This is a genomic window from Microterricola pindariensis (assembly GCF_002936985.1).
GTDB lineage: Bacteria > Actinomycetota > Actinomycetes > Actinomycetales > Microbacteriaceae > Microterricola > Microterricola pindariensis.
The window spans coordinates 83,210-109,918 of sequence record NZ_MPZN01000003.1; the positions used below are offsets into that span (position 1 = coordinate 83,210).

The 26,709-nt window shown below is 71.3% G+C and carries 22 protein-coding genes; 11 read left to right on the top strand and 11 right to left on the bottom strand.

Going from position 1 to position 26,709, the window contains the following annotated elements:
• The first annotated feature begins 19 nt into the window (after nt 1-19).
• Complete coding sequence (gene arfB, locus GY24_RS01785) at nt 20-442, top strand: alternative ribosome rescue aminoacyl-tRNA hydrolase ArfB (protein ID WP_104474095.1); 423 nt, start codon at nt 20-22, stop codon at nt 440-442.
• Between the two features lie 111 nt (nt 443-553).
• On the top strand, nt 554-802 hold the full coding sequence (locus tag GY24_RS01790) for an SCO4226 family nickel-binding protein (RefSeq protein ID WP_104474096.1): 249 nt from the start codon (nt 554-556) through the stop codon (nt 800-802).
• Between the two features lie 20 nt (nt 803-822).
• On the opposite strand, the gene GY24_RS01795 is transcribed toward GY24_RS01790, so the two are convergent.
• Both GY24_RS01795 and GY24_RS01800 read right to left on the bottom strand, forming a co-directional pair.
• On the bottom strand, nt 823-1,047 hold the full coding sequence (locus tag GY24_RS01795) for a DUF1653 domain-containing protein (protein ID WP_104474097.1): 225 nt from the start codon (nt 1,045-1,047) through the stop codon (nt 823-825).
• A gap of 33 nt (nt 1,048-1,080) precedes the next feature.
• Nucleotides 1,081-2,469: an FAD-binding oxidoreductase gene (locus GY24_RS01800; RefSeq protein ID WP_104474098.1), complete on the bottom strand. Its 1,389-nt coding sequence runs from the start codon at nt 2,467-2,469 to the stop codon at nt 1,081-1,083.
• 119 nt (nt 2,470-2,588) lie between these two features.
• On the opposite strand from GY24_RS01800, the gene GY24_RS01805 reads away from it, so the two are divergent.
• Nucleotides 2,589-3,512, top strand: coding sequence for a pseudouridine synthase (locus GY24_RS01805; RefSeq protein WP_193953476.1), 924 nt, complete (start codon nt 2,589-2,591; stop codon nt 3,510-3,512).
• Nucleotides 3,513-3,576: 64 nt separating this feature from the next.
• On the opposite strand, the gene GY24_RS01815 is transcribed toward GY24_RS01805, so the two are convergent.
• The gene (locus tag GY24_RS01815; RefSeq protein WP_104474100.1) at nt 3,577-5,106 is read right to left on the bottom strand and encodes an MFS transporter; all 1,530 of its coding nucleotides are present in this window, start codon (nt 5,104-5,106) and stop codon (nt 3,577-3,579) included.
• Nucleotides 5,107-5,387: 281 nt separating this feature from the next.
• Between GY24_RS01815 and GY24_RS01820 the strand changes: the two genes are divergently transcribed.
• Nucleotides 5,388-7,181, top strand: a complete 1,794-nt coding sequence (locus GY24_RS01820) for a sensor histidine kinase (protein ID WP_161498661.1) — start codon at nt 5,388-5,390, stop codon at nt 7,179-7,181.
• On the top strand, nt 7,169-7,819 hold the full coding sequence (locus tag GY24_RS01825; protein ID WP_104474102.1) for a response regulator transcription factor: 651 nt from the start codon (nt 7,169-7,171) through the stop codon (nt 7,817-7,819). The genes GY24_RS01820 and GY24_RS01825 overlap by 13 nt, the downstream gene beginning before the upstream one ends.
• On the opposite strand, the gene GY24_RS01830 is transcribed toward GY24_RS01825, so the two are convergent.
• Nucleotides 7,806-8,741, bottom strand: a complete 936-nt coding sequence (locus GY24_RS01830) for an LLM class flavin-dependent oxidoreductase (RefSeq protein WP_104474103.1) — start codon at nt 8,739-8,741, stop codon at nt 7,806-7,808. The genes GY24_RS01825 and GY24_RS01830 overlap by 14 nt on opposite strands.
• Nucleotides 8,738-10,933, bottom strand: coding sequence for an LLM class flavin-dependent oxidoreductase (locus GY24_RS01835; RefSeq protein WP_233279141.1), 2,196 nt, complete (start codon nt 10,931-10,933; stop codon nt 8,738-8,740). The genes GY24_RS01830 and GY24_RS01835 overlap by 4 nt, the downstream gene beginning before the upstream one ends.
• Nucleotides 10,934-11,184: 251 nt before the next feature.
• Here GY24_RS01835 and GY24_RS01840 point away from each other — a divergent pair, with 251 nt between their 5' ends.
• Nucleotides 11,185-13,077 carry an FAD-binding monooxygenase gene (locus GY24_RS01840; RefSeq protein WP_104474104.1) on the top strand — a complete coding sequence of 631 codons (1,893 nt, stop codon included), beginning with the start codon at nt 11,185-11,187 and terminating at the stop codon, nt 13,075-13,077.
• A gap of 52 nt (nt 13,078-13,129) precedes the next feature.
• Here GY24_RS01840 and GY24_RS01845 read toward each other — a convergent pair whose 3' ends face one another.
• Nucleotides 13,130-13,540: a hypothetical protein gene (locus GY24_RS01845; protein WP_104474105.1), complete on the bottom strand. Its 411-nt coding sequence runs from the start codon at nt 13,538-13,540 to the stop codon at nt 13,130-13,132.
• Between the two features lie 146 nt (nt 13,541-13,686).
• Here GY24_RS01845 and GY24_RS01850 point away from each other — a divergent pair, with 146 nt between their 5' ends.
• Genes GY24_RS01850 through GY24_RS01860 form a run of 3 tightly spaced genes read left to right on the top strand, consistent with a single transcriptional unit; the run spans nt 13,687 to nt 15,712 of the window.
• Nucleotides 13,687-14,115, top strand: a complete 429-nt coding sequence (locus GY24_RS01850) for a DUF6325 family protein (RefSeq protein WP_104474106.1) — start codon at nt 13,687-13,689, stop codon at nt 14,113-14,115.
• A 57-nt stretch (nt 14,116-14,172) separates the two neighbouring features.
• Nucleotides 14,173-14,451 (top strand): SHOCT domain-containing protein, encoded by a 279-nt coding sequence (locus tag GY24_RS01855; RefSeq protein ID WP_233279142.1) that lies wholly within the window; start codon nt 14,173-14,175, stop codon nt 14,449-14,451.
• Between the two features lie 58 nt (nt 14,452-14,509).
• A complete protein-coding gene (locus GY24_RS01860; RefSeq protein ID WP_104474108.1) occupies nt 14,510-15,712 on the top strand; it encodes an AI-2E family transporter in 1,203 nt (400 codons plus the stop codon).
• Nucleotides 15,713-15,720: 8 nt separating this feature from the next.
• Here GY24_RS01860 and GY24_RS01865 read toward each other — a convergent pair whose 3' ends face one another.
• Nucleotides 15,721-16,101 (bottom strand): SHOCT domain-containing protein, encoded by a 381-nt coding sequence (locus GY24_RS01865; protein WP_104474109.1) that lies wholly within the window; start codon nt 16,099-16,101, stop codon nt 15,721-15,723.
• A gap of 268 nt (nt 16,102-16,369) precedes the next feature.
• Between GY24_RS01865 and GY24_RS01870 the strand changes: the two genes are divergently transcribed.
• Nucleotides 16,370-16,696 (top strand): carboxymuconolactone decarboxylase family protein, encoded by a 327-nt coding sequence (locus GY24_RS01870; protein ID WP_233279143.1) that lies wholly within the window; start codon nt 16,370-16,372, stop codon nt 16,694-16,696.
• Between the two features lie 40 nt (nt 16,697-16,736).
• On the opposite strand, the gene GY24_RS01875 is transcribed toward GY24_RS01870, so the two are convergent.
• The 4 genes from GY24_RS01875 to GY24_RS01890 all read right to left on the bottom strand — a co-directional run bounded on the left by GY24_RS01875 (nt 16,737) and on the right by GY24_RS01890 (nt 23,699).
• Nucleotides 16,737-18,980, bottom strand: a complete 2,244-nt coding sequence (locus tag GY24_RS01875) for a LuxR family transcriptional regulator (protein ID WP_104474111.1) — start codon at nt 18,978-18,980, stop codon at nt 16,737-16,739.
• A gap of 67 nt (nt 18,981-19,047) precedes the next feature.
• On the bottom strand, nt 19,048-19,833 hold the full coding sequence (locus GY24_RS01880; RefSeq protein WP_324778070.1) for an IclR family transcriptional regulator: 786 nt from the start codon (nt 19,831-19,833) through the stop codon (nt 19,048-19,050).
• Nucleotides 19,834-19,855: 22 nt separating this feature from the next.
• Nucleotides 19,856-22,717 (bottom strand): FAD-binding and (Fe-S)-binding domain-containing protein, encoded by a 2,862-nt coding sequence (locus GY24_RS01885; RefSeq protein WP_104474113.1) that lies wholly within the window; start codon nt 22,715-22,717, stop codon nt 19,856-19,858.
• A gap of 67 nt (nt 22,718-22,784) precedes the next feature.
• On the bottom strand, nt 22,785-23,699 hold the full coding sequence (locus GY24_RS01890; RefSeq protein WP_104474114.1) for a MurR/RpiR family transcriptional regulator: 915 nt from the start codon (nt 23,697-23,699) through the stop codon (nt 22,785-22,787).
• A gap of 331 nt (nt 23,700-24,030) precedes the next feature.
• On the opposite strand from GY24_RS01890, the gene GY24_RS01895 reads away from it, so the two are divergent.
• Entirely contained in the window at nt 24,031-26,685 is a 2,655-nt protein-coding gene (locus GY24_RS01895) for a helix-turn-helix transcriptional regulator (protein ID WP_161498662.1), read from the top strand.
• Nucleotides 26,686-26,709 lie beyond the last annotated feature (24 nt).

Sequence of the window (26,709 nt, forward strand, 5' to 3'; positions counted from 1 at the left end):
GAGCGTGCATGCTTGAGGCATGGATCTCGAGGTGTCGCCCGCGCTGACGATTCCGGCGACGGAACTCGGCTGGCGCTTCTCACGCTCCTCCGGCCCCGGCGGTCAGCACGTGAACACCTCGGACAGCAGGGTCGAGCTGTTCTGGAATGTGGCGGGCTCCGGCGTGCTCTCCGAGAGCCAACGGCAGCGGATACTCGACCGGCTGCAGGGGCGGCTCGTCGGCGGGGTGGTCACCGTGGCCGCCTCCGAGCAGCGCTCGCAGCTGCGCAACCGCGAGATCGCCCTGGCCAAGCTCGCCGAGTTGCTCGCCGGGGCCCTGGCCCCCGACGGGCCGCGCCGGCGGGCGACGAAGGCCACCCGCGGGTCGGACCGGCGCCGGCTGGCCGCCAAGAGCCAGCGCTCGGAGACGAAGAGGCAGCGCCAGCGGCCGGCCTCCGACTAGCGCGAGCCGGAGCACTCGGACCAATCTCCCACGCCGTCGTCACCGCACGGGCGTACCATGAGCCGAACGTCGAGCGAATGCTGCGTTCATCCTCAAGGAAGAAGCAAGCTCATGACTCAGTTCATGGATGTCCACCACAACATGAAGGGCATTACCCCCGAGCAGCTGCTGGCCGCACACAACGCGGATGTCGCGATCCAGGATGACGAGAAAGTGCAGTTCAAGCAGGCCTGGGCCGACCCGGTGAGCGGGCGGGCGTTCTGCCTGTCAGAGGGGCCGTCGGCGGATGCCGTCCGGCGCATTCACGAGCGCACCGGGCATCCGGCCGACGAGGTCCACGAAGTCACTGTGACCGTCTGACCGGATCGACCGGTTGACCGCTACTCCGCCGCCGGGTCGACCGGGGCGAAGCGGGGGAGATCTGCGCCGTCCACCAGCACCGTCTCGAGGAACATGGCCAGCGGGCGCACCCACAGCCCGCTCTCGCCGGCGAGCGGGCGGTAGACGACGAGCGCCTCCTCGGTCTCGGAGTGCCGGGCGACCCCGATCACGTCGTAGAGGCCGCCCTTGTAGTGCCGGTAGCGGCCGATCCTGATCTCGTTCATACTGCCGCCGAGCCTATCGCGCGCGGCCGGGCATCATGCGGGCGCCGGTGGCACGTTCTGGTTCAGCCGGAACAGGTTCTGCGGGTCCCAGCGCGCCTTCACCTCGGCCAGCCGCTGGTAGTTGGGCGCGAGCGAGCTGCGCATCAACTCGTCGCCCTCCTCCTGGAACCCGGCGAAGTTGAGGTAGCGCACCCCATTGGAGAGCGGATGCAGCGCGGCGACCAGGCCGCGGACCCAACCGATGTTCTCCTCATCGCGGTCGGCGTCCCTCCAGTTCGCCTCCGGGCTGATCAGATACGCGGCGGAGGTGACCGGCATCGCGCCGTCGATCGGCTCGTGGGTGCGGCCGCCGAGGTGCCAGACGTCGACGGTGCTGAGGTCGGATGCCGGCTGCACCGCGGCGTCGGCGATCAAGGCGACCGCCTCATCACCCAGGCCCTCCAGCTGCACCGACTTCCAGTAGTGCCGCTCGCCGGCGGGGTAGTCCGGGTCGAACATCTGCTGAACCTGCACGTAGCTCGTCGTGCCAGAGGCGTCGAAGAGCGGCACCCCGAAATCGTGCAGCGGGCGCAGCACCTCCTCGCCGGCGGACGGGTCGCCGAGGAAGACCGCCCCGAATGCGGTGAACGGCCGCCCGAACGCCTCGGCCGCAACGCCCTCCATGCCATCCGGGACGACTCCGGCGAACGCGAGCGCGCTGACGCTGTTCGGCGCAGTGGAGCAGAACTCCCGGAACAGGCCGAGCGCCCGCGGGATGCCGCCGTCGCGGCCGTCGTGGAAGACGAACAGGAAGTAGACCTCGGGCCCGACCGGGTGCACCTCGAACAGGAACTGGGTGACGACGCCGACGTTGCCGCCGCCACCGCGCAACGCCCAGAGCAGGTCCGGGTGGTGCTCGGCGTCGGTGCGCACGACGGAGGAATCGGCGGTGACGAGCTCGGCGCCGACGAGACTGGCACAGCTGAAGCCATAGCTGTTGCGGATCCAGCCGTAGCCGCCGGCCAACGCCAGGCCGCCCACGCCCGTCTTCGAGTAGACGCCGCCCGGCACGGCCAGACCGTGCCGCTGGGTGACGGCATCCACCTGGCCCCAGGTGGCACCACCGCCGACGGCGACGATGCCGCTCTCCACGTCCAGGACGACCTCGTGCATCGGCGCGAGGTCCAGCACGACCCCGTCATCGACGGTGCTGTGGCCGGCGGCGCTGTGGCCGCCGCCACGCACCGCCAACGGCAGGCCGTTGTCTCGGGCCAGGGCGACGCCGATGCCCACATCATGCGGGCTGGCACAGCGGATGACGACGGCCGGCCGCTTGTCGAACATCCCATTCCAGATGTGCCGGACCGTTTCATAGTCCGGCTGGCCCGGCACGACGAAGTCGCCGTCCAGCGCGTTCAGGGGGGACAGGTCCACGTGCGTCATCTCGCACCTCTACTCCAGTGGCGTGCGCTTCGGGCGGCGCACCCTCACCCCCAGGGGCGGCCCCTTCGTGAGCGCAACGCTACTCCGCGGTGTCAGGCACGACAACGTAGGATCGTTCGGTGCCCCCACGTTCCCCACTTCCGCAAAGACTGGGGCTGGATGCCGCGTGGATGCGCACGCCGGACCTCGATCGTTCCCGGCCAGACCCCTGGCCGAGCATGGGTGCCTGGCTGCACGAGCGGCTCTCCGAGTTCATCGATGTGCCGGCGTTCCTGGCCGAGCAACGCATCGTCTACGAGGGCGGAACCCCGGCGGTCGGCACCGACCCGTACCGACCGCACACCTTCGTCTGGTTCCACCGTGACCTCGGTGAGGAGGCGCCGGTGCCGGGGCGGATCCATGTCGTGCACCGCGACGAGCAGCTCATCGTGATCGACAAGCCGGCCTTCCTGTCCACGATTCCGCGCGGCAAGCACGTGCAGCAGAGCGTCGTCGTGCGCCTCCGCGACGAACTGGGTCTGCCAGAGCTCTCGCCGCTGCACCGGCTGGACAGGGTGACATCCGGCCTGCTGATCATGGCGACCGAGAAGCGCTGGCGCGGCGCGTACCAGACCATGTTCCAGCGGGGCGAGGTGGGCAAGACGTACCACGCCCTGGCCGCGCACCGGCCGGATTTGTCGCTGCCCGCCACCGTGCGCAACCACCTCGGCAAGCAGCGCGGCACGATGCAGGCCGAGGTGGTCCCGGATGCCGCGGCCAACGCGGAGTCGCTCATCGAGCTGGAGAGCGTGCTGGGCGCCGACGCCGTGTACCGGCTGAGCCCGCGCACCGGGCGCACCCACCAGCTGCGCATGCACATGTGGGGGCTCGGCGTGCCGATCAGCGGTGACCCGCTCTACCCCGTGGTGCGGCCCGTCGCCATCGACGACTTCAGCACCCCGCTGCAACTTCTGGCCAGCCAGGTGGCCTTCACCGATCCGTTGAGCGGGGCGCCGCGCCGTTTCGAGAGCGCGCGCACCCTGCCGCTGCGGAGCGAGGCCTGAGCCCCGAGCCCGGCTGCCCCGATCCCGGCTGCACCGAGCCCGGCTGCACCGAGCCCGGCCGCGGCTAGGCCTGCTGCGGCTCCGCCGCCCCGTCTGGGGCCGGTTCCGCGGCCACGCTGCGGGCGTGCGCGACGGAGAGCCCATGGCCAACGCGGCGGAACAGGAGCGCCGAGAGCACCGCGCCGAAGGTGAAGAATCCCGCCGCCCACCAGTAGGCCACCGAGTAGCTGTGCAGGGCGGCCTCCGCGAGGACAGACGGCGAGGCCGGCAGGTGCTCGCTGACGTAACTGGTCGCCGCGGTGGCGGCCAGCGTGTTGAGCAGCGCGGTGCCGATGGAGCCGCCGACCTGCTGGCTGGTGTTGACCGTGGCGGATGCGACGCCGGCGAAGTCCCGGTTCACGCCGAGGGTTGCCGTCTGGATCGACGCCGGCATGATGGTGCCCATCCCCAGGCCGACGATCGCCAACGGCGCGAGGATGTCGGCGGCGTACGTGCTGTCGAGGGTGAGGTGGGTGAGGTAGACCATGCCGGTGGCGCCGAGCAGCATGCCGATCGGCACCAGCACTTTCGGGCCGAAACGCGGCAGGAAGATGTTCGTGGAGAGTTGGGCGGCGAGCACGAGCGAGGCGATCATCGGCAGGAACGCGAGCCCGGTCTGCACAGGGGTGAAGCGCAACCCGGTCTGCAGGTAGTAGGTGACGAACAGGAAGACGCCGAACATGCAGGCGCCGGCGATGAGCACGGAGAGGAAGGCGGCGCCGCGGTTGCGGTCGCGCACGATGGAGAGGGGCAGCAGCGGGTGCGCCGCCCGGCGCTGCCACAGCACGAACGCGATCAGCAGCATGCCGGAGGACACGAGCATCACCCAGCTCGACGGGGAGCCCCAGCCGGCGGTCTCGGCGTTGGAGAACCCGTAGACGAGCAGGAACAGGGCGCCGGAGGCGAGGACAGTGCCCGGGATGTCGAGCCGAGGCCTGGGCTCGGCGCGCGCGCCGGCGCTGACGAAGACGAGGGCGCCGGCGAAGGCGATGACCGCGATCAACACGTTGATGTACAGGCTCCAGCGCCAATCAAGATACTCGGTGAGGAAGCCGCCGAGGAGCAGACCGATGGCGCCGCCGGCACCGGCGATGGCGCCGAACACGCCGAACGCCCGCGAGCGCTCTCTCGGGATGGTGAAGGTTGTTGTCAGCACGGCCAGGGCGGTCGGAGCGAGCAGCGCGCCGAATGTGCCCTGGAGGGCACGTGCCCCGACCAGCCACTCGAAGCTCTGCGCGGCGCCGCCGAGCGCGGAGGCGCCGGCGAATCCGACCAGCCCGATGAGGAACGTGCGCTTGCGGCCGATCAGGTCGGAGAGCCTGCCGCCGAGCAGCAGCAGGCTGCCGAAGGCGAGCGAGTAGGCGGTGACGACCCACTGCCGCTGGCCGTCCGTGAAGCCGAGCTCGGCCTGGGCGGAGGGCAAGGCGATGTTCACCACTGTCGCGTCCAGCACGACCATCAGCTGGGCGAGGGCGACAACTGCGAGCGTCCACCAGCGCCGGGAGTGGGGCGGAGCGGGGGGAGGCAGCAATGGTTCGGAGTGATTCCGGCGCATGAGCGCGACGTTAGTCCCGTCGGGGCGCTGTGGGCTTGGATTCACTCGGGAGTCTGCCGTGAACTTGCTGGTTGCCGCCGGCTGTCGGCGGCGGATTGGCGACCTAGGTCCCCAATAGTGGCGACCGGCGTTCGGCGGCGGCGTCCCGACCGAGCCGCTGTGGTAGAGATAGACGTGATTGCATGCCGAGTGCGTGGGGGGATTCGGACGCGATCGGGGCGCCCTTCCGCCAGACGGGGTGGCGCCCCAGCATGCCGGTCCACCGACGAAACCGAGGCGATGTGACACAGACCGGCCCCGCCGCGACCGCGTTGCTGAGGAACACGCTTCAGCGGGTGCGGGCGGAGCGCTCGCCGCTCCGGCGCTCCCTGGACCGTGCGCTGCTCACCATCCTGGCCACCGGTCTGGGCTTCACCCTGTTGCTGCTCGCCCTCCTGCCTCTGGGCGGCCCGGAGACGTTTGCCCTCCTGCTGTTCCCGATCAACCTGATCGTCTACCTGTGCGCCGGCCTGCTGGCCTGGTTCCACCGCCCGAGCAACCGGATGGGCGCGCTCATCCTGCTCGCCGGCGGAGCTCTCTTCCTCAGCGGGGCCGGCAACACCGAGATCCCGCTGTTCATCCTGCTGGGCACCGTCGCGGCGAGCCTGCCGCTGGCCGTGTTCATTCACCTGTTCCTCGCCTTCCCGTCCGGGACGCTGACCGGGCGGGCCGCCAAGATGGTCGTCGCCACCGCATACGCGACGTCGATCCTGTTGCAGCTGCCCTCGTACCTGCTTCTGGCGAACGGGGCGATGCCGGGCCTCACGATCGTGCACGAGCCGGAGCTCGCTGTGCTGGGAGAGCATATGCAGTCCGCCGTGGGCGGGGCGGCGCTCGTCGCCACCGCGGCGATCCTGCTGGTCCGCCTGCGCAGGGCGACCCGGTCCGAGCGCCGCGTGCTCGCCCCGCTCTACGGCTACGGCGTCTTCGCCATCGTCGTGATCCTGTTCTCGACGCGGTTCTTCGGGGCGATGCTCGGGTGGGACGGGATCGCGGTCGCCGTCCTGCAACTGTCGGTGCTGGCCGGGGTGCCGATCGCCTTCGCCCTCGCCGTGCTGCGCGGGGGCGTCGCCCGCACCGGCGAGCTCGAGGAGCTCGGGGCGTGGCTGGGGGCCGCCGGCGACGAGAAGCCGGCGATCGCGGTCGCCCTGGCGCGCACCCTCGGCGACCCCTCGATCGAGGTGTGGTTCTGGATGCCCGGCCACGGCGCCTACGTCGACGTGCAGGGCGTCGAGGTCACCGCCGACGTCGACGCCGGCCGCGGGCTGGAGGTCGTCGAGCTGGACGGGCGCCGCATCGGCGCGATCTCCTACGACAACGCGCTCATGGTCGAGCCGGAGCTCGCCCGCACGGCCGGCCGCGTGGTGGCGATCGCGCTCGACCGCGAGCGGCTGACCGCCGAGCTGCGCTCGAGCAGGCGCGACCTCCAGCTCTCCCGGGAGCGCCTCGTCGAGGCGGCGGATGCCGAGCGCCGCCGCATCGCGCAAGACCTGCACGACGGGCTCCAGGTGCAGCTGGTGCTGCTCGCGCTCGAGGCCCAGCAGCTGGGCAACGGCGGCGGAGCGAGCCTGGACGAGCGGGCGACGGCCCTGCGCATGGGCATCGACGCGGCGGCCACCGAGCTGCGCAACCTGGTGCACTCGGTGATGCCGGCCGCACTGGTCCAGCGCGGCCTCTCCGCGGCTGCAGAGGACCTCGTCGACCGGATGCCGATCCCCACCGTCCTCGAGCTGGACGTCGCTGACGGCGACTGCCCGCCCGTCGTGGAGAGCATCGCCTACTTCGTGGTGGCCGAGGCGCTCGCCAACGCCGTCAAGTATTCCCAGGCGCGCTCGATCGCCGTGCGGCTGCACCGGCAGGCGGACGACCTGCACATCGAGGTGCTGGACGACGGCATCGGCGGCGCGCGGCCGTCGGCCGGGGCCGGGCTGCGCGGCATGGCCGAGCGCATCGACGTGCTCGGCGGCAGCCTGGCCGTCGCCAGCGAGCCGGGTCGGGGAACGCGCATCAAGGTGGAGGTCCCGTGCGGGTCGTGATCGGTGAGGACGAGGCGCTGCTCCGCCGCGGGCTGGAGCTCGTGCTCGGCGACGGCGGTTTCGAGGTGGTGGCCACCGCGGCCGACGCGGTCGAGCTCGAGCGCGCCGTGGCGGAGCACCGGCCGCGGCTGGTGATCACCGACATCCGGATGCCGCCCAGCTTCACCGACGAGGGCCTCGTCGCCGCCGCACGCATCCGCGCGGGCTTCCCCGGGACCGCCGTGATGGTGCTCTCCCAGCACGTGCAGCGCCGCTACGCCGTCGAGCTGCTGAGCGACCGTGCCGGGGGAGTCGGCTATCTGTTGAAGCAGCGCATCGCCGATGTGCGCACCTTCGTGGGGGACCTGCGCGAGGTCGCGACCGGCGGCACCGCGATCGACCCGGACATCGTCGCCGTGATGCTCGCCAGGGCGCGGCTCGCCGACAGCGCTGTGGGCGCGCTCACCGCGCGCCAGCAGGAGGTGCTCGCGCTGATGGCGGAGGGGCGCAGCAACGCCTCGATCGCCGCCCGGCTCTTCCTCACCGAGAAGGCCGTGGTGCAGCACACCTCGCGGATCTACGACGCGCTGGCGCTGCCCGTCGACAGCGACGCGCACCGCCGGGTGCTTGCGGTACTGCAGTACCTCAACGCGGACTGACGGGCGCCGCCTCGCCGCGCGCCAGCGCCACCGCCTCGCGCACAGCCGGCGCCACCTCGTGCGCGTAGCGCTCGATCGTTGCGGCGTCGTCGCTGGCGAGGATGAAGCCAGAGGTGCCGTGGTTCAGCGCGATCTCGGTCAGCTCGTCCGCCCACTGCGCGGCCGGGCCCTGCAGCAGGCCGCCGTTGGCCGGCTGGAACCGGCCCTGGATGTTGAGCAGGCGTCGGATGGCGCGGGGGCTGCGGCCGGCGGCATCCGCCCCCGCGTCGATGTGGGCGTTCAGGGCGTCGAGGCCGGCCGGGCCGCCCTCGACGTAGCCGAGCGAGGGCAGCCAGCCGTCGGCGACGCGCCCCGTCATCCGCAGGATGCGCGGCTTCAGCGCGCCCACCCAGATGCCGATGTCGTGCGCGGGGGCCGGGCCGCGCTTGGCGCCGTCGACGGTGTAGTGCCGGCCGCGCACGTGCACCCCGCCCGCGCGCTCGCCGCCCGGCTGGTCGGTGTGCCAGATCTGGCGGATGATGCCGATGCCCTCTTCGAGCGCCTCGACCGACTCGCCGGGGGTGAGCCGCCCGCCGCCCATGGCCTCGATCGCGTCCCAGAAGCCGCCGGCGCCGAGGGCCAGCTCGAGCCGGCCGCCGCTCAGCAGGTCGAGGCTGGCTGCGCTGCGGGCGAGCAGCGCCGGGTGCCGGAGCGGCAGATTGATGACGTTGCCGCTCAGACGGATCCGCTCGGTGCGCGCGGCGACGTAGGAGAGCAGCGTCCAGGTGTCGAGGAAGCGCGGTTGGTAGGGGTGGTCTTGGAAGGTGGCCAGGTCGAGCCCGGCGCGGTCGGCGACGACGGCGAGGTCGACGGCGTGCTGGGCGGGATTGTTGGTCGGGGTGATGAACACCCCGAACTGCAGGTCGTGGCCGTAGTCGGTCATCGTGCCGCCCTCGTCTCGGTGCTGCCGGATGCGGTCGCAGGCGCGGTCGCAGGCCTGATCGCGAAGTTGTCGCGGAACAGGGTCGTGGGGTCGTACTGCGCCTTGAGCGCGCGCAGCCGCTCGAGGGTGCGCGGCGGGAAGGCCGCCGCGACGCGGTCGGGGCCGGTGGCGGTGTCGAAGCTCAGATACAGGCCGGCGAAGGCGGGCTCGAGCGCCGCCCAGCCCCGGTCCAGCCGCTCGGCGCTCGCGCCCATCGCCGCCACCGAGAACTGGGCGGAGCGGTGGGCGTAGGCGGTGGCGTCCGGGTCGATGTCGGATGCCGCTCCGCCCGTCGAGCGGATCTGGAAGAAGTAGCTGGCGCCGCTGCCGAGCAGCCCGGCGGCGGCGCGGGCGAACTCGGGTGTCACGTGCTCGAGCAGGCCGGAGCGGCTGTGCGGCTCCCCGCTGCCGCCGTTCGCCTCGCCCTGGGCGGGCATCAGCGCCCGGGCGTAGCTGAGGACCTGCACCGACTGCTGGTACATCGGGGCGATATCGGCGAATGGCTGCAGCCGGCTGATGATCGTCTCGGGGTCATCAGAGTCCACCATCGCAGAGAACCGGGCGAGCAGGGGCTCGCCGGGACGCGCCCCGCCGAGGGTGATGAAGCTGGTGGTGTCGCGGGGAGTCGCCTCCAGCGTCGCGCCCCACTTCTCCAGAAACCCGGCGGTGTCGCTGGCATCGAAGACGAGCTCGGCCCAGCCGACGCCGGGCACGGCCGCCGCCTCGAACTCGAAGGCGGTGGCGATGCCGAAGCTGGGGCCGGCCCCGCGCACGGCCCAGAACAGATCCGGGTTCTCGCTCGCGCTGGCGCGCACCCGGCTGCCGTCGGCGAGCACGAGTTCGACGGCGCGCAGGTGGTCGATGGTGAGGCCGTGGGCCCGGCCGAGGAACCCGATCCCGCCGGCCGTGGCGAGGCCGCCGACGCCGACCCCGCCGTAGTCGCCCGAGCTGATCGCCCAGTCGTATGGCTCCAGGGCAGCGGCGACCTCGCCCCAGCGGGCGCCGGGGCCGATGCGCACGAGTCGGCGCTCGGTGTCCAGGACCTCGATCTCGTCGAGGGCCGAGACGTCGATGACGATGCCGTCCCGGTTGGTGGAGCGCCCGCTGATGCCGTGGCCGCCGCTGCGGATGCCGAGCGGCACCTCGTGGTGCCGGCGCGCGAAGGCGACGGCATCCGTCACCTGTTCTGCGGTGTGCGGGCGCAGCACCAGCCCCGGGCTGCCGCCGCGCATGTAGGTGGAGTGCACCGTGGCGTAGTCGTGGTCGCCGGGCTCGATCGCCGCGAGCGTCAGGGGGATCGAGTCGTAGTCGATGCCGGCCACGCGCCGGGCCAGCGCGGCCGCCGGGCGCACCGGCGCGGCGGTGGAGAGGCCGGGGAGGGCGAGGTCGGCGGCCTGGCGCAGTGCCGGGACGACCTCGGTGATGAACCGGCGGATGACCGCCGGGTCAGCGCTCCGCAGCAGGATGTCGCCGACGCCCTTCCCGATCACCAGCGGCAGCAGCTGCGCCGCCCACGCGGTGCTCGGCACGTCGCTCTGCTCGATCTCGAGCACTCGTCGGATCTCGCGGGGGTCCCGGCCGGCCGCGCGCGCGGCGGCGTCGACGATCGCGTTGCCGTCCGGCTCCGCGCCGAGCCAGCCGTCGGCGCGCTGCCCTGTCAGATGCATCATGGACGCGTCGGCGCCCTGCACGACGATCGGCACCCGGTGGGCGGGCCTCGGGCCACCGGCGGCGCCGTGCAGCTGGTAGTGCTCGCCGTCGTAGCGGAGTGCGGCGCGCGCCTCGCCCTCCCAGATGCCGCGGATGACGTCGATGGCCTCGCCGAGTGCCGCCGCGTCGGAGTCGGAATCGGAGTCCAGGGTGAGTCCGAGTTCCAGCCGTCCTCCAGAGAGCAGGTCGAGGCTCGCGGCTGCCCGGCCGAGCACCGCCGGGTTGTGCTCGCCGAGGCTGACGAGGGGGGAGAGGATGATTCTCCCGGTGCCGGCCGCGAGCCAGGAGGCCACGCTCCACGCGTCCAGTTCGCCGGCATCGGGCACCGAGACGAGGTCGTAGCCCAGGTCCTCGGCCAGGGCGACCCGTTCGGCCATGCCCGCCGGAGCGCTCGATCGCAGCGAGAGTCCGAAGCGCAGCGGGTGCCCGTAGTTGTTGTCCACGCTTCCAGCTTGGGGGTCTGGAGGTGTCGACGCAAAGCGGCGGTAAGTCGCTAATTATGGGTAAGTGCCGCGCGTTCGCGGTGGGCGGCCGTGGCCGCGGTTGTGTGGCGGCGCGGCCGGCCGTATGATTTCTAGAGCGATATGCGAACCACGAGTTCTAATATCGAACAACGCCAGTGGGTGGCATCCGAATTGCCGCTCCCCGTGCCACCCAGCGTGCCCCAGCGCCACACAGAGAAGTGAGGAAACCCGTGCAGTTCCACCACCACGGATACGTGTCCACCGACCCGCGAGTGCAGCCGGCTGCCGGGGTCGGTGTCGACCGCCCCGACGAGCTGCCAGAGAACGTGGATGTGCTGATCGTGGGGACGGGCCCGGCCGGTGTCATCACCGCTGCACAGCTCTCCATGTTCCCGAACGTGACGACGCGCATCATCGAGCGCCGCGGCGAGCGCCTCGCGATCGGCCAGGCCGACGGCATCCAGGCCCGCAGCGTCGAGACGTTCCAGGCCTTCGGTTTTGCGGAGCGGATCATCGCCGAGGCGTACCACATCACCGAGATGGCGTTCTGGAAGCCCGACGGCAGCAAGCCGGAGAACATCGTGCGCACCGCCCGCGCCGTCGACGACCCCACCGGCATCAGCGAGTTCCCGCACCTCATCGTCAACCAGGCCCGCGTGCTGGACTACTTCACCGAGTACATGGCGAACGCCCCGACGCGGATGAAGCCGGACTACGGCTACGAGTTCGTCAGCCTCGAGAACACGAAGGCGGGGGAGTACCCCGTCACGGTCACCCTCGTGCACACCACGGGCGAGCGGGCCGGCCAGAAGAAGATCGTCAACGCCAAGTACGTCGTCGGCGCCGACGGCGCCCGCAGCGGCGTGCGCGACTCGATCGGCTGCTCGCTCCGCGGCGACCAGGCCAAGCACGCCTGGGGCGTGATGGACGTTCTCGCCGTCACCGACTTCCCCGACATCCGCACCAAGTGCGCCATCCAGTCGGACGAGCACGGCAATATCCTGCTGATCCCGCGCGAGGGCGGCCAGCTCTTCCGCATGTACGTCGACCTCGGCGAGGTGGCCGAAGACGACAACGGCGAGGTGCGCAAGACCACGATCGAGCAGATCATCGCGCAGGCCAACGCGATCATGCACCCGTACACGGTCGAGGTGAAGGACGTGCCCTGGCACAGCGTCTACGAGGTGGGCCACCGCCTGACCGACCGCTTCGACGACGTGCTTCCCGAGGAGATCGGCACGCGCACCCCGCGCGTCTTCATCACCGGCGACGCCTGCCACACGCACAGCGCCAAGGCAGGCCAGGGCATGAACGTGTCGATGCAGGACGGCTTCAACATCGGGTGGAAGCTCGGCTACGTGCTCGACGGCCGCAGCCCGGAAACCCTGCTCAGCACCTACTCGGCCGAGCGCCAGGTGATCGCCAAGAACCTGATCGACTTCGACAAGCAATGGTCGACGCTGATGGCGACCAAGCCGGAGGACCTCGGCGACCCGACCGAGCTCGAGGACTTCTACACCCGCACCGCCGAGTTCCCGGCCGGCTTCATGACGCAGTACACCCCGTCGATGCTGATCGGCGAGGCCACGCACCAGGAGCTCGCGAGCGGTTTCCCGATCGGCAAGCGCTTCAAGTCCTCGCCCGTCACCCGGGTCTGCGACACCAACCCCGTGCAGCTCGGCCACCACCACCGGGCCGACGGCCGCTGGCGTGTCTATGCCTTCGCGGATGCCGCGGCGCCCGGCGAGGCCTCGGCGCTCGGCGACTGGGCCGACTGGCTGCGCACCGCGCCGGACTCGCCGCTCACCGTGCACACGCCGGCCGGCGGCGACATCGACGCCGTGTTCGACGTCAAGGTGGTCTACCAGCAGCCCCACACCGAGTTCGACCTCGGCAGCGTGCCCGAGACGTTCCTGCCGAAGACCGGACCGTTCGGCCTGATCGACTACGAGAAGGTCTACGCCGCGCTGCCGGCCGACGACATCTTCGAGCAGCGCGGCATCAGCCGCACCGGCGCGGTCGTCGTGGTGCGGCCGGACCAGTACGTGGCCGCCGTGCTGCCGCTGTCGGCAACCGGAGAACTCGCCGAGTTCTTCGCGCAGAACCTGCTGCCGGCCAACTAGCAGGGCAGGACGAGGGGCGGGCCAGCATCACGCTGGCCCGCCCCTCGCCATCTCAAGTGTCGGAGGCGAAGTAGGCGTTCGCGCGCCCGGTGTAGAGCAGCACGAGCACGGCCACCGAGACGAGGATGCTGACGACGGCGAACCAGATCAGCCACAGCGCCAGCTGGGTCAGGAAGACGGCCCCCACGATCGAGAGCACCTGGAAGATCGTCATCACCACCCGGGCGCCGTTGATGCCTGTGAACAGGCCGCCGGCGACAATGAGGATCACGGCGCCGAGGATCGTGACGGCAATCGCCAGGGTGAGGAACGGCACGGCACCGCCGAAGCCCTCCACCAGCTCGGTGTTGTTGATCTGCAGGAGCAGCAGGATGCCGGTGATCAGGTTGCCGGCGCCGGAGACCCAGGCGATCACCGCGACGACGGTGACGCCGACCGGGCGGGACGGCACGGGCGCGGTCATGGGCTCCTCCTCCTGCTCGGACGGCTGCCGTTGCACGCTAACCCGGCGCCGGGGCTGGCGCTTCACCCGAACTGCGTGATGCGTTTGCCCGGGGGCGGCGGGACCATCAAGGAGTCTGGCAGGTCGGCGTGAGGAGAGGCGTTGCGATGAGTGACTTGGAATTCGGACCTGTCGAGTTGGTGCTCGCCGCCTTCGAGGGTGATAGCCCCAACGTCGGGGTGATCGAGGCCGTGATGAGCCTGGTGGATGCCGGCACAGTCCGCCTGCTCGACCTCGTGCAGGTGTCTCGCTCGGAGTCCGGCGAGCTGAGCTTTCTCGAGGTCGACGAGGCCGGCATCACGGTCGGAGAGATGGACATGGAGCTCAGCGGTCTTGCCTCGGAGGAAGACTTGAACGAGTTCGGCGCGAATGTGCCGCCCGGCACCTCGGCGCTGCTGCTCGTCGTTGAACTGCGCTGGGCGGTGCACCTCGCCTCCCGCCTGGCCGAGTCCAACGGCTACGTCATTGATTTCCTGCGCATCCCGGCCCCGGCAGTCAACGCCGTCGTCGCCGAGGCGCGAGCCGTGAGCGACTAGAGAAAGGTGCAGCAGATGGCCCCCCTTCGGAGAATGGGACGACCCGGGCTGATCGGCATGGCCGCGCGTACAGCGGTCGTCGCCGGAACGGCAACGGCCGTCAGCGGCAACGTCGCCCGCCGCCAGCAGAACCGGGCGAACGAGCAGAACGAGGCCCAGGCGTACGAGCAGCAGCAGGCCTACGAGCAGCAGCAGGCGGCCATGGCCCCACCGCCGGCCGCGGCGCCCGCGGCGACGGACACCGTTGGCCAGATCCAGCGGCTGGCCGAGCTGAAGGCCCAAGGGCTGCTGAGCGAAGAAGAGTTCACGGCGGCCAAGGCCAAGCTGCTCGGTTAACGCCCCGCCCGCGGCGCCCCGGCGCCGCCGGCATTCGCACGCGGAGGCTGGAGCAGGCATGTCCGAGACAACCCCAGAATCGGCTGGCCCGGCGCCGGCGCGGCGGTATTCGCGCGGCGTCGTGATCCTCGTCGGCCTGGCCGCCGGCACGGTCGTCGCCGTGGGGATGAGCAGCATCCGGTCGATCCTCGGCCCGGTGCTGCTCACCGTCGTGCTCACGATCTGCGCCCAGCCCGTGCGCACCGCGCTGGAACGCCGCGGGGTTCCGCGCGGGCTGGCGACCGGCTCCGTCGTCCTGGTGCTGTTCGCCGGGCTCGCCGGGCTCGCCTACACCTTCGTGATCGCGGTGACGCAGTTCGTCGCGATGCTCCCCGACTACGCGGACCAGTTCGCCGCGATCGCCGCCAACTTTGGAGACTTCCTGCAGAAGCTGGGCGTCGGAACCAACGAGATCGAGCAGGTCAAGAGCGGCTTCGACCCGAGCGCCATTGCGGGGTTCTTCGGAGGGCTCGTCGGCGGGGTCGCGAGCATCACGGCCACCCTCGTCATCATCCTCACCATGCTGATCCTCCTCGCGGCGGACGCCTCCTACGTTCCGACGGTGCTGGTGCAGCTCGGGCAGCGGCGGCCGCACCTCAAGGAGGCCCTCGTCGAGTACGCGAGCGGGGTGCGCCGGTACATGGTCGTCACCACCGTGCTCGGCCTGATCCAGGGTGCGATCAACGGCATTGCGCTCTGGCTGCTGCATGTTCCGGCCGCCCTGCTCTGGGCAATCCTGGCCTTCCTCTGCAGTTACATCCCCAACATCGGCTACTTCATCGCGATCATCCCGCCGCTCGTGTTCGGCTACTTCGTCGGCGGCTGGCCGACGTTCATCGCGGTGATCATCATCTATGGCCTGGTTAACGCCGTCGTGCAGTCAATCATCCAGCCGCGGGTGGTCGGCAACGCGGTCGCGCTCAGCCAGTCGCTCACCTTCTTCTCCGTGCTGTTCTGGGCGATTGTGATCGGGCCGATCGGCGCCGTTCTGGCCATCCCGCTCACGCTGTTGGCCCGCGCTGTGCTGGTGGACGCCGACCCGACGATGCGCTGGTGGCGGCCGGCTCTCGGCGACGTCGGCGAGGCCCGGTCGATCATGGCGGCCGCCGACGCGGAGGCCAAGGCGAACCGGCACCGGGACGCCGGCCACACGCACGAGCAGCGGACGCGAAGGAGCGGGACCGGCACACATCCGCCGATCCCGCCCCGGGACGAAGAGTGACGCGAGCCTCAGCTGGCGGCGAGCGCCTTCGACTTGAGCGCCTCGAACTCCGGCTGGGTGATGGCCCCGGCGTCCAGCAGCTGCTTCGCCTTCTCGATCTCGACAGCCGGGGAGCTGCTCGCGACCTCCCGGATGTACTCGTCGGTCTGCCGCTGCGCGTGCCGGTAGTCGTCCATGCGGCGCTCGGACATGCTCTTGCCGCGGGCGATCAGGTACACGAAGGTGGCCAGGAAGGGCAGAAAGACGAGGAACAGCGCCCAGAGCGCCTTCTGCCAGCCGTTCAGGGTGTGGTCCCGGAACATGTCGATGATGACGGTGATGAAGATCCAGATGCACGCAATGGTGATGTACACCCAGAACAGCCAGATTAAGTAGTCCCAAAAACTCATGGTGCGTGCCGCCTCTCAGATCGCCGCGCATCCGGTGGCTCGCGGTCGGCTCGAACGTATTGCGCCGTCCCGGCAGCCGCATCATCCCATTCACATGATGGTGCGGCTGAGCGGCGCAGCGGCCGGGCGGGCAGCAACGGTCGGGCGTGTTCACCCCATCCGGATGACGCGCTCTCGGCCAAGAGGGCGTCGACTATGGGAGGGACCCGATGCGGCGAGTCGCCCCAGGGCAATGGCGTCGGTCGGCAGAGACACGCGGGAGGACGATGTGCCATCGAACTACACACAGCGCCTGCGCCGACTGGCGGTCAACCAGCCGAGCGTGCTCGACGACGAGTCCAGTGTCACCGACCCCGGGACGCTGGACCCGAAGACGCTGTGCCTGGCCAGACTCGCGGCGCTGATCGCCGTCGGGGGTGCGGAGCCGTCGTTCGGCGAGCAGGTCACGGCCGCGGTGAGCGCCGGGGCGAGCGCCGACGAGATCGTCGACGTGCTGTTCGGGATCGTCTCGGTCGTCGGCCTTCCCCGCGTGGTCGCGGCGGCGCCCACCCTCGCCCTGGCGCTGGGCTTCGACGTGGAGGACACGCTGGGTTGAGGGCAGCGGGCCGAGTGCAGCGGGCCGAGTTCCGGCGCCGCTAGCTGCCGAGCAGCCCGATCGACGTTGCCCGATCGACGGCCTCCGACCGGGACGAGACGCCCAGCTTGCGGTAAATCGATCCGACCTCGGTGCTCACCGTGTTGCGGGAGACGAACAGCCTGGCGCCGATCTCCGGGATCGACAGGTGCGTCTGCAGATAGGGAAGCAGGCGCAGTTCCGCCGGGGTCAGCGGCGAGTACCCGCCCGCGCCCGCCGCGCTGGAGGAGATGATGTCCCGCAGGGCGGAGACAGAGCCGAGCAGCGCGCCGAGCGCCGGGCGGTGCAGCAGGATGTCGTCGATCTCGCGCAGGAGATGGCGCGCCGTCGCATGGTCGCCGATCGCCCAGTAGCTCTTCGCGAGAGAGAGCCGAACCCGGGTCGCCAGCGCGGGCGCCGCGTACGTGCACACGGGGCGCGCGCGCATCGCCCTGGTCAGTTCCCGCTCGGCGCGGCTCAGGTCGCCCTCGTGCAGAGCCAGCCGCGCGGCGGCGACGACGGCGGGCACGGCGATCGCGTAGTCCTGGATGCGGTGGAGCTCGACGGAGGAGAGTGCCCGCTCCACCCGGGCCGCGCCCTCCGGCCAGCGGCCCCTGTCCATCGCGATCAGCGCGCACTCGGCTTCGGCGAGGGCCTGCACTCCGGCGTTGTCGTGCTGGCGGGCGAGCTCGGCCGCCTCGGCGAACAGGGCCTCTGCGGCATCCGCGTTGCCACGCAGCAGCTCGGCCTCGCCGCCCTGGCAGAGCGCCTGCTCCCGCCACGGGCTCCACGAGGGTTCCTGGGCGAGCGCGAACGCGGCGTCGGCCGCGGCCCGCTCCGGCCCGGACGCGCACATCAGCGCCCGGAGCATGGCCCGGCTGGAGTCAAACGTCGCCGAACCGTCGAAGGGCTTCGGGGCGAATGAGGCCGACTCCAGCATCGCGGCGAGCCGGTCGGCCTCGATGGCCTGACCGGACATGACGGCGATCCAGCCGGCCAGCACCCCGAGCGGCGGGTGACTTTCGACGGTGACGGGCCCGAGCTCGCCCAGCCAACGCTGCACGGTTCCCATCTGCCCGGCCTGGAAGGTCGCCATGGCGTGCTCGGTCACGAGCCGCACGCTGTTCGTGCGATCCGGTGTCTCCAACAGGTGCTCGATCGCCTTCTCCGGGGAGCCGTTCTGCTCATACCACTCGGCGGCCCGCACGTGCAGCTCAGCGACTCGGCCGGGGTCGACGCGGCGCAGCTCGCTGAGCAGGAACTCCCGGAACAGCGGGTGGTAGCGATACCACTCGCGGCGCCGGTCCAGCGGGATCAGGAAGACGTTGGAGCCCTCCAGCTCGCGCAGGCGTGCCTGCGAGCCCAGCACATCGAGCACCGCGTCGCACAGCTCGCCGGAGAACTCGTCGAGCACGGCCGTGCAGCGGAGGAAGCGCTGCACGTCCGCCGGGAGGGAGGCCAGCGATTCCCGGTACAGGTAGTCGGCGACGTAGCGGTCGTCGCCGGAGATCAACGCCGTCCCCTCTGCGTTGTCGTGTGCGATGACGGCCGACAGGTACAGGCCGACGGGCCAGCCCTCCGTGCGCTCGGTGACGGCATCGGCCAGCTCGGGCGTCAACGGCACCGCGGCCTCTGCGAAGATCTTTCGCGCGCCGTCCGCGTCCAGCGTGAGGCTGTCGGCGCCGAACTCCACGGTCTGCCCCGCGGCACGGAGCCGGGCGAGGTGGGGTTGCTCGCGCCGGCTGGCCGTCACGATCTGCGAGCCGGGCGGGATGGCGTCGATCACCACGCTCAAGACGTCCTGACAGGCCGGTGTCGCGAGCTCGTGCAGGTCATCGATCATCAGCACGAAGTCGCGACGGCTCTCGCGCAGCGCGAGCGCGAGGCGGGGGGCGGCGCGGCCGAGTGCCGAGACCCCGTGGCCGCGCATATCGGCGATCAGCCGGCCGTCCCCGCCCGTCGCCCGCACGAACGCGGAGGCCAGCAGGGTCAACAGTTTGACGGCGTCATCGTCGAACCGGTCGAGCGAGACCCACCCGACACCGCGCTTCTCTGCCGCCGCCCACTCGGCCAGGAAACTGGACTTGCCGTAGCCGGATGGCGCCGTCACCGTCACGACACGGCGGTGCGATTCGAGGGCGGATTCGATGAGCGCTGCGCGGCTGACGAACCCCGCCCGAGGTGCGGGTATCGCCAGTTTTGCCTCCAGCAGCAGTCTGTCCAACTCGACTTTGCTTCTGGCCAGCACACGCTGGGACTCAGCCACGATCGAATCATATGCGCGCGTCAGCGCTGCCTCAACCCTCAGGCGGGCGCTGCGGGAGCCGTCCTGCTCAGGCGCCGTAGGCGCGCGCCACGCTCTGCGCGCCGCGCTGCAGCCGTTCTGCGATCACGGACTCCGGATGCGTGAGCGCCACGTGGATCACCGCGATCGAGGCGGGCGGCTGCCCGGCGAGGGCCAGCGGCACGGCGATCGAGGTGAGGGTGGGCACGACCTCGTCGTGGCTGGAGGCGTAGCCCGCGAGGCGCGCCCGCGCGAGTTCCGCGCGCAGCTGCTCGCTCATGCCCGCCTCGATCTCGGCGGGCCAAGAGCGCTCCGGCATCCCGAGCAGGATCGCCTTGCCCGGGCCGCCGCGGCCGAGCGGGTGGCGGTGGCCGGGCCGGTAGGAGACCACGGCGACGCTCTGCCGCGGCGCGGCGCTGACCAGCGTGACGGCCTCGCCGCCGTCCACCATCACCGCAAGCAGGCAGGTCATTCCGAGCTCGTCGGCGATCTCGCTGAGCTCGGGCAGCGCCGCCTGCTGCAGGTTGCGCGCCACCCCGGACGAGAGCGCGGCGAGGCCCGCGCCGAGGGCGACCAAACCGGCGTCGTCGCGGGTGACCAGGGCGTGGTCCTCGAGCGTGCGCAGCAGCCGGTACGCCACCGAGCGGTGCACAGCGAGCTCGGCGGCGAGCTCGGCGATGGAGAGGCTGCGGTCGGCGTTGGCGAGGATCTCCAAGAGCCGGATGCCGCGGCTCAGCGTCTGCGAGCCGGCCTGTGTTGCGGCCTGTTCTGCCATCGGTGCCCGGCCCTTCTGCCTGTGTCGCTCGTGCGCGGCATCCGCGCGAAATGCGGTCACCTAGTTCGATAATAGGACACGACTACCGCGTGGCGCGCTCCAGCAGCTCCAGGATGTGCACGTAGGACTCGCCGGTGGCCCGGGTCATGCCGATCTCGCAGGTGCGGTTGCAGGAGGCATGGGCATCGAAGTCGCGCCCGGCAAGCTCGGCGGCCTCGGCGGCGGTGGCCGAGGCAGTCAGCTCCGGGTGCAGCATCCCGCGGTCGCCGGCGAAGGCGCAGCAGCCCCAGGCATCCGGAACGACGGCCTCGACCGCGACGGCCCCGGCCAGCTGACGCAGGTGCTCGTTGGAGCCGAGGCGGGTGCTGGAGCAGGTCGGGTGCAGCGCGAGCGAGTCGATCTGCTCGGTGATGGGCAGCCCGGGCAGCAGCTGCTCTGCGGCGAAGTCGACGGCGTCGATGATCGTGAGCGACACCGGTCGCCCGTCGAGTTCGCCCACGTTCTCCAGCGCGTGCACCAGCCCCTCTGTGCAGGAGGAGTTGTCGCAGACGATCGGCAGGAACCCGCCCTCCGAGGCGGCGAGCAAGGCCCGCACGGTGTTCTCGATCGCCGTGCGGTAGCCGTCGGCGAGGCCCTTCGACTTCCAGGGCGTGCCGCAGCAGAGCGAGTCGATGCGCTCCGGGGTGATCAGCTGCACCCCGGCGCGCTCCGCGAGCAGCCGGAATGCGGCCGCGGCGCCCATGCTGCCGTCGGCCGGCCCGAACATGGAGCCGACGCAGGCCGAGAAGAAGACGGCGTCGCCGGTCGCCGGCGAGCCGTGTGCCCGCTTGGCGCCGCCGCGGGGCAGGTCGCCGCTCCACTGCGGCACGACGTCGCTGCCGAGCACCACGCGGCCGGCGGCACTGGCCAGGGTCGCGACGGGCGGCACCAGCTTGGCGGCGCTGAGCGCGACGGATGCCCCGCGGCTGACGCCGCCCCAGGCCTTCGCCACCCCGGCCGCGATGGTGCGGGTCGGGGCGTTGGCGTCCTGCTCGCGCAGCCGGCGCACCAGGTCGCCCGTGTTGATCAGCACGGGGCAGGCGGTCTGGCACATGCCGTCGGCCGCGCAGGTCTCCACCGAGGCGTACTGCTCGGCCGCGGCCAGCCGGGCATCCAGGGCCGTGTCGCCGTGCGCGCGGGCCGCGGCCCTGGCCCGGCGCACCGCGATGCGCTGCCGGGGAGTCAGGGTGACGTCCTTGCTCGGGCAGACCGGCTCGCAGTAGCCGCACTCCACGCAGCGGTCGACCTCGGCCTCCACCTCCGGGGTGACCTTGAGATGCTCCAGATGGGAGGTGGGGGAGTCGGTGAGCAGCACTCCGGGGTTCAGCACGCCGCGGGGGTCGGCGAGTCGCTTGACCTCGCGCATGACGGCGTAGAGCTCCGGGCCGAACTGGCGCTCCACGAAGGGGGCCATGATGCGGCCGGTGCCGTGCTCGGCCTTCAGCGTTCCGCCGGCGCCGAGCACGAGCTCGACCAGCTCCTCGGTGAAGAGGGCCTGGCGCTCGATGGCCCCGTCGGCGGTGAAGTCCTCGGTGAGCAGGAAGTGGATGTTGCCGTCCTTGGCGTGGCCGAAGATGACGGCGTCGTCGTAGCCGTGGCGCTCGAACAGCACCTGCAGGGCCGCGCAGGTGCCGGCCAGCTGCTCGACGGGCACCGCGATGTCCTCGAGCAGGGCCGTCGTGCCGGGCTTCCTGGCGCCGGCGATGGCGGCGTACAGCCCCTTGCGGAAGTGCCAGAGCCTGGCACGCTCCGTGGCGTCGCGGGTGACATCGAGCGCGGGGGCGCCGGCGGCGGCCAGCGCCACCCCGGCGCGCTCGATCTGGGCGGCGAGGTCTGCGTCATCCGCCCCGTGGTACTCCACCAGCAGGGCGGCGTGGCCCGCGACGACGACGTCGTCGATGATGCCCGCGGCAGTCGGGTCGGCCTGGATGACGCGGAGCGACGCGGCATCCATCAGCTCCAGGGTGGCCGCGCCGGTGGCGACCAGCACGGGCAGGATCCCGGTCGCCGCGTCGAGGCTGTCGAACACGAGCAGGGCGGTGCCGATGGCGGGCGCGATCGTCACCGTGTCGAAGACGGCCTCCGCGACGAAGCCGAGCGTGCCCTCGCTGCCCACCAGCAGGTGGGCCAGGATCTGCACGGGCTCGCCGAAGTCGAGGAAGGAGTTCAGGCCGTAGCCCATGGTGTTCTTGCCGCGGTACTGCCGCTCGATCTCGGCGACGAGGTCGGCGCGGCCGCGGATCTCATCGCGCAGCCGGGTGAGGCCCGCGTGCAGCGCGGGCTCGGCGCTGGCCAGCCGGGCATCGGCGTCTGGACGGGCCGTGTCGACGATGGTGCCGCTCGGCAGCACGAAGGTCAGCGAGGCCAGCGTGCGGTAGCTGTTCTGGTGGGTGCCGCAGGCCATGCCACTGGAGTTGTTGGCGATGACACCGCCGATGGTCGCGGCGATCTCGCTCGCCGGGTCCGGGCCGAGCTTGCGCCCATGCCGGATCAGTCGGGCGTTCACCTGGCGCACGGTGGCGCCCGGCTGCACGCGCACCCGGGCGCCGCCGTCCTCCACGTCGATGCGGCGGAACGCCGACCGGGTGTCGAGCAGGATGCCGTCGCCGGAGGCCTGCCCGGAGAGGCTCGTGCCGCCGGAGCGGACCGTCACGTGCCGCCCGGCGGCCGCGGCGAAGCCGAGCACGGCGGCCACCTGCTCGAGGGTCTGCGGGGTGACGACGGCCTCGGGGGTGAGCAGCACGTGGGAGGCGTCGACGCCGGCCACAATCCGGTCGAACTCGGCGACGCTCACCGTGCGTGCGCCGCCCTCGCGCGGGGCGCCGATGGCCTGCTCGAGCGCGGCGGCGAGCGACTCGTCGCCGGCGGAGACGGCGGAGCGGATGGCGGTGGCTGAGGCGGTCATACGAGGGTGATTCCTGACGGTGTGCGGGGCTGGCTGGTGGACGGTGTGCGGGGCCGGGCCGCGACGCTCATGAGCGCCGTGTGCGGAGGTTGTGCACGACCGCGTACGTGTTGCGAATGGCCTCCATCGACTCCTCATAACTGGCCTGGGCCACGCCGATGAAGATGCAGTCGACGACCATGAGCTGGGCGATGCGGCTGCCGAGCGCGCCCGAGCGGAACACGGATTCGCGGGCCGCCGTCGTGAGCACGATGTCGGCGTGCTCGACGATCGGCGAGCCCTCATGGTTGGTGATGGCGATGGTGGTCGCCCCCGCGGCCCGGGCGATGGAGAGGAACTCGACGGTGTCGACGGTGCTGCCGCTGTGCGAGACGGCGATGGCCACGGCCCCGCTGCGCATGGTCGTCGCCGAGGTCCACGCCGCGTGCGAGTCTGACCAGTTCAGGGCGGTGCGCCCGATGCGGGTGAGCTTCTGCTGCAGGTCGAGGCCGACGAAGGAGCTCGCGCCGAGGCCGAAGATGTCGACCCGGTGCGCGCTGCCGACCGCGTCGACGGCCGCCTGGAGGGCCGGCACATCGAGCACCTTTGCCGTGTCGGCGATGGAGAGCGTCTCGGCCAGCGACACCTTGGCCACGATGTCCTCCAGGCTGTCGTCGCGGTCGACGTCGCCGGAGACCTCCGGCAGCCCCGCCGTCTCGAAGCGCTCGCGTGTCACGTCGCGCAGCACGTCCATGCGCAGCTCTTTGAGATGGCCGTAGCCCATGCGCTTGCAGAAGCGCACCACCGAGGTGGTCGAGGTGTCACTGCGGGCGGCCAGCTCGCCGATGGAGAGCTCGGCGATCGCGCCGGGGTCGGCGAGGAACAGCGCGGCGATGCGCTGTTCGCTCGGGCGCAGCTCGGGCAGCACGGCTCGCATGCGCACGAGCACGGCGCGCTCCGTGGCGACCGTGGCGACCGTGGCGCGGGCTTCGGATGCTGGCATGGTTCTCCTCGGTGGAAACGGAGCGGTGACGACGGGGCGCATGCGCGTTGGTCGATGAAGACAACACTAGAAGAAACTTTGCTACCTAGAGTGCACGTGGCGTGTACTTTCCTGCCCCATTTAGACGGCCGCCGCGATTCCCGGCGCAGGCCAGGTTGCCCGCGGCACGGTTCCGACCCCAGAACGGGGGTGAATTCGCTGCGGAACGCGGCGCATGGCCCGCACTCGAACACAGGGGGTGTACTCGTCTTCTACTCTGGAACCGCAGGTATCTCGCCTGTCGGGCGGAGTGCGTGGTTGTGCGAGCGGAAATGACTGTCGGAGATGGCCCATGATGGGGTCGATGCGCTGGTCGATGGCGCTGGAGCGCGTCTCGCAGTTCTGGGGGCGCAGCGAGCTGAGCGCCGAGGTCACCGCAGCACTGGGCGCGCCGGGCAACAACGTCGTGCTCCTCGGCGCCGGGGGCGCAGGCAAGACGGCGCTCGGCGTGCACGCCCTGGTGCGGCTCACCAGCGAGAACCCGGCACTCCACGCTGTGCACTTCGCGGCCACCACCGCGACGAGGCAGTCCCCGCTGGCCGTCTTCATTCCCGCGCTGCGCGACTACGACGCGCTGGCCGGCGAGAGCCCGGACCGCATCGCGCAGGCCCTCGTGAAGGCCTGCCTCGAACACGCCGGCGCAGACGGCGGCCGCAAACCCGGCCCGGCGCAGCTCGTGATCATGATCGATGACGTCCCGCTGCTCGACAACCTCAGCGCGCTCGTCGTCGAGTACCTGCTCTCCCGCACCGATGTGCGCGTCGTGCTCAGCTGTCGCAGCACCCCCGGGCTCACCCCCGCGCTCACCCGCGCCTGGCGGGACGGGATCCTCGCCCGCATCGACGTTCCCGAGCTGACCCGCGCCGAGATCTCCGAGATCGCAGGGGAGCTGCTGGCGCCGAAGCTGCTCGCCCCCGATGCCGTGCAGCGACTGGCCGAGGCGACGGGCGGCAACGCGCTGTTCCTGATCGAGCTGTTGCGCAGCCTGGAACGCTCCGAGGCGCTGGAGCTTCGACAGGGCCTGTGGGTCTGGCGGCGGCCGTTCCCCGCGGACACCTCGCTCGGCGACATCCTTCGCTCGGAGCTTGCCCAGCTCTCGCCGGAGAAGTTGGCGGCCTACGAGACGATCGCGCTCTGCGCGCCCGTGTCGCTCGCGCTGCTCTGCACCCAGTTCGAGCCGGCCGTGCTCGACGAGCTCGCCGTGGACGGCCTCGTCGCCTTCCACGGGATGCACGACAACAGCCGGCAGGTCGTCGCGACGGTCGCCCACCCGCTCTCCGGCGAGGTGATGGCCGCCTTGGTGCGCCCCGTGCAGCGAATGGCGCGCCTCCGCGCGATGTACGACGCCGCGCTCGCGCAGGGGAGCGGTGCGACGCCGTCCCGCTGGAACGGCGAGAGCTCCGAGCTGCTCTCGCTCGTCTCGTGGGGAATCGGCGGCGGCTGCGCCGTTCCGCTCGACATCCTGCAGCGGGCCTTCGCCCTGGTCGAGCAGCTGGCCGACTACGAGTTCCGGATCCTGCTCGACTCTGCCCTGATCCAGCACCCGGCCGCGGATGACGCCGTGCGGGTGGCTGCCCTGAACAACCGCATCGAGGCGCACCGCTTCAGCAATGCCCCGAACGCGGTGCTGTCCGATGCGACCAGCGCACGAGAGATCATCGAGCGGATGCCGGCCAGTGCCGCCCGGGCCGAGCTGGCCATCGGGCACGCCCTCGTCGTGGCCGACGCCCTCGTGCTCCCGCAGGGCAACTGGCGCGACGCGCTCCGCATCCTGGACTGGGCCGAGCGCCTGGCAGAAGCGGATTCGGCCGAGGCCCACTCCGTTCGGCGCCTCGCGATCGCCCGGGGAATCTACCTGAGCTACGCGGGCGAGATGACCGAGTCGGTCCGGCTGCAGAGCGAGTTGTATGCGGCGATGCACTCCTCCGCCGATTTCCTCCCGCTGGCCTCGACACTGGTGATCTCGCTCGCCCAGCGCGGCGAGACCAAGCGCGCCAGAGCGGTCGGCCGGCAACAGCTCGGACTGGCGATGCGGTCGATCAAGCGGCATCCGCTGGCCGTCGGCGACATGGTCGGCGCGTGGTGCCTGGCCGACCTGTTCACCGGCAACACCCGCGAGGCGAGCATCATCTACGGCTTCCTCAACGTCGCCATGGACCGCAATCCCGGCCATGTGCGGGTGCGCAACACTCTCGTTGCCTTCGGCCGCGGGCTGCTGGCGATCAGCCAGGGCGAGTGGGAGGGCGCGGTGCGCAACCTCAGCATCGCCTGCGCCGAGCTCGACGACTTCACCGGCACCGGCTCCGAAGGTCTCCTGCTCGCGTCGCTGGCGCTGGCGCAGGCCGCGACCGGCGACCACGAGGGCTCGGCCGTCACCCGGGCTCAGTTCGAGGCGCTCGGTGAGCGCTCCAGCCGGCTGCTTGAGCTGCCGGCCCGCTACAACCTGCTGCTCGCCGCGCTCTACGCGCCGGGCGGCGAGGAGCTGGCCGAGGCAACGGCCCTCGCCGAGCTCGCCCGCGAGCGCGGGTTCGCGTTGATGGAGTTGCGTGCGCTGCACGCCGTCGCGCTGTGCACGGGCGGTGGCTTGAACCCGGATGACGAGGCACGCGCTCGGGAAATGGCCAACCGGATCGACGCGCCGCTGGCGGGGTTGCTGCTGGCGAGCTGCGAGCACATCGCAGCAGGCGGTGCCCGCTCGACCGGGTCCGCCGCGCGGGCCTTGGCGCGGCGTGGACTGGTGATCCCCTCCGGGCAGGCCCTCAGCGGGCTCACCGCCCGCGAGCAACAGCTCGCCGAATTGCTGGCGCTCGGCTTCTCGAACGCCCAGATCGCACGGCGACTCTCCATCTCCAAGCGCACCGTCGAGAGCCACGCGGCCAAGGTGCTGCTGAAGTTGCAGGTGGGCTCCCGTGACGACGTCGCCGTCGCGCTCGAGGCGCTCGAATAGGCGCAGCGCGTTCTGAGCGGTGCG

What these genes read in the sequence shown, in the direction of transcription:
- arfB (WP_104474095.1), top strand. Translation starts at nt 20, where the DNA reads ATGGATCTCGAGGTGTCGCCCGCGCTGACGATTCCGGCGACGGAACTC.
- GY24_RS01790 (WP_104474096.1), top strand. Translation starts at nt 554, where the DNA reads ATGACTCAGTTCATGGATGTCCACCACAACATGAAGGGCATTACCCCC.
- GY24_RS01795 (WP_104474097.1), bottom strand. Translation starts at nt 1,047, where the DNA reads ATGAACGAGATCAGGATCGGCCGCTACCGGCACTACAAGGGCGGCCTC.
- GY24_RS01800 (WP_104474098.1), bottom strand. Translation starts at nt 2,469, where the DNA reads ATGACGCACGTGGACCTGTCCCCCCTGAACGCGCTGGACGGCGACTTC.
- GY24_RS01815 (WP_104474100.1), bottom strand. Translation starts at nt 5,106, where the DNA reads ATGCGCCGGAATCACTCCGAACCATTGCTGCCTCCCCCCGCTCCGCCC.
- GY24_RS01830 (WP_104474103.1), bottom strand. Translation starts at nt 8,741, where the DNA reads ATGACCGACTACGGCCACGACCTGCAGTTCGGGGTGTTCATCACCCCG.
- GY24_RS01845 (WP_104474105.1), bottom strand. Translation starts at nt 13,540, where the DNA reads ATGACCGCGCCCGTGCCGTCCCGCCCGGTCGGCGTCACCGTCGTCGCG.
- GY24_RS01850 (WP_104474106.1), top strand. Translation starts at nt 13,687, where the DNA reads ATGAGTGACTTGGAATTCGGACCTGTCGAGTTGGTGCTCGCCGCCTTC.
- GY24_RS01855 (WP_233279142.1), top strand. Translation starts at nt 14,173, where the DNA reads ATGGCCGCGCGTACAGCGGTCGTCGCCGGAACGGCAACGGCCGTCAGC.
- GY24_RS01860 (WP_104474108.1), top strand. Translation starts at nt 14,510, where the DNA reads ATGTCCGAGACAACCCCAGAATCGGCTGGCCCGGCGCCGGCGCGGCGG.
- GY24_RS01865 (WP_104474109.1), bottom strand. Translation starts at nt 16,101, where the DNA reads ATGAGTTTTTGGGACTACTTAATCTGGCTGTTCTGGGTGTACATCACC.
- GY24_RS01885 (WP_104474113.1), bottom strand. Translation starts at nt 22,717, where the DNA reads ATGACCGCCTCAGCCACCGCCATCCGCTCCGCCGTCTCCGCCGGCGAC.
- GY24_RS01890 (WP_104474114.1), bottom strand. Translation starts at nt 23,699, where the DNA reads ATGCCAGCATCCGAAGCCCGCGCCACGGTCGCCACGGTCGCCACGGAG.
- GY24_RS01895 (WP_161498662.1), top strand. Translation starts at nt 24,031, where the DNA reads ATGATGGGGTCGATGCGCTGGTCGATGGCGCTGGAGCGCGTCTCGCAG.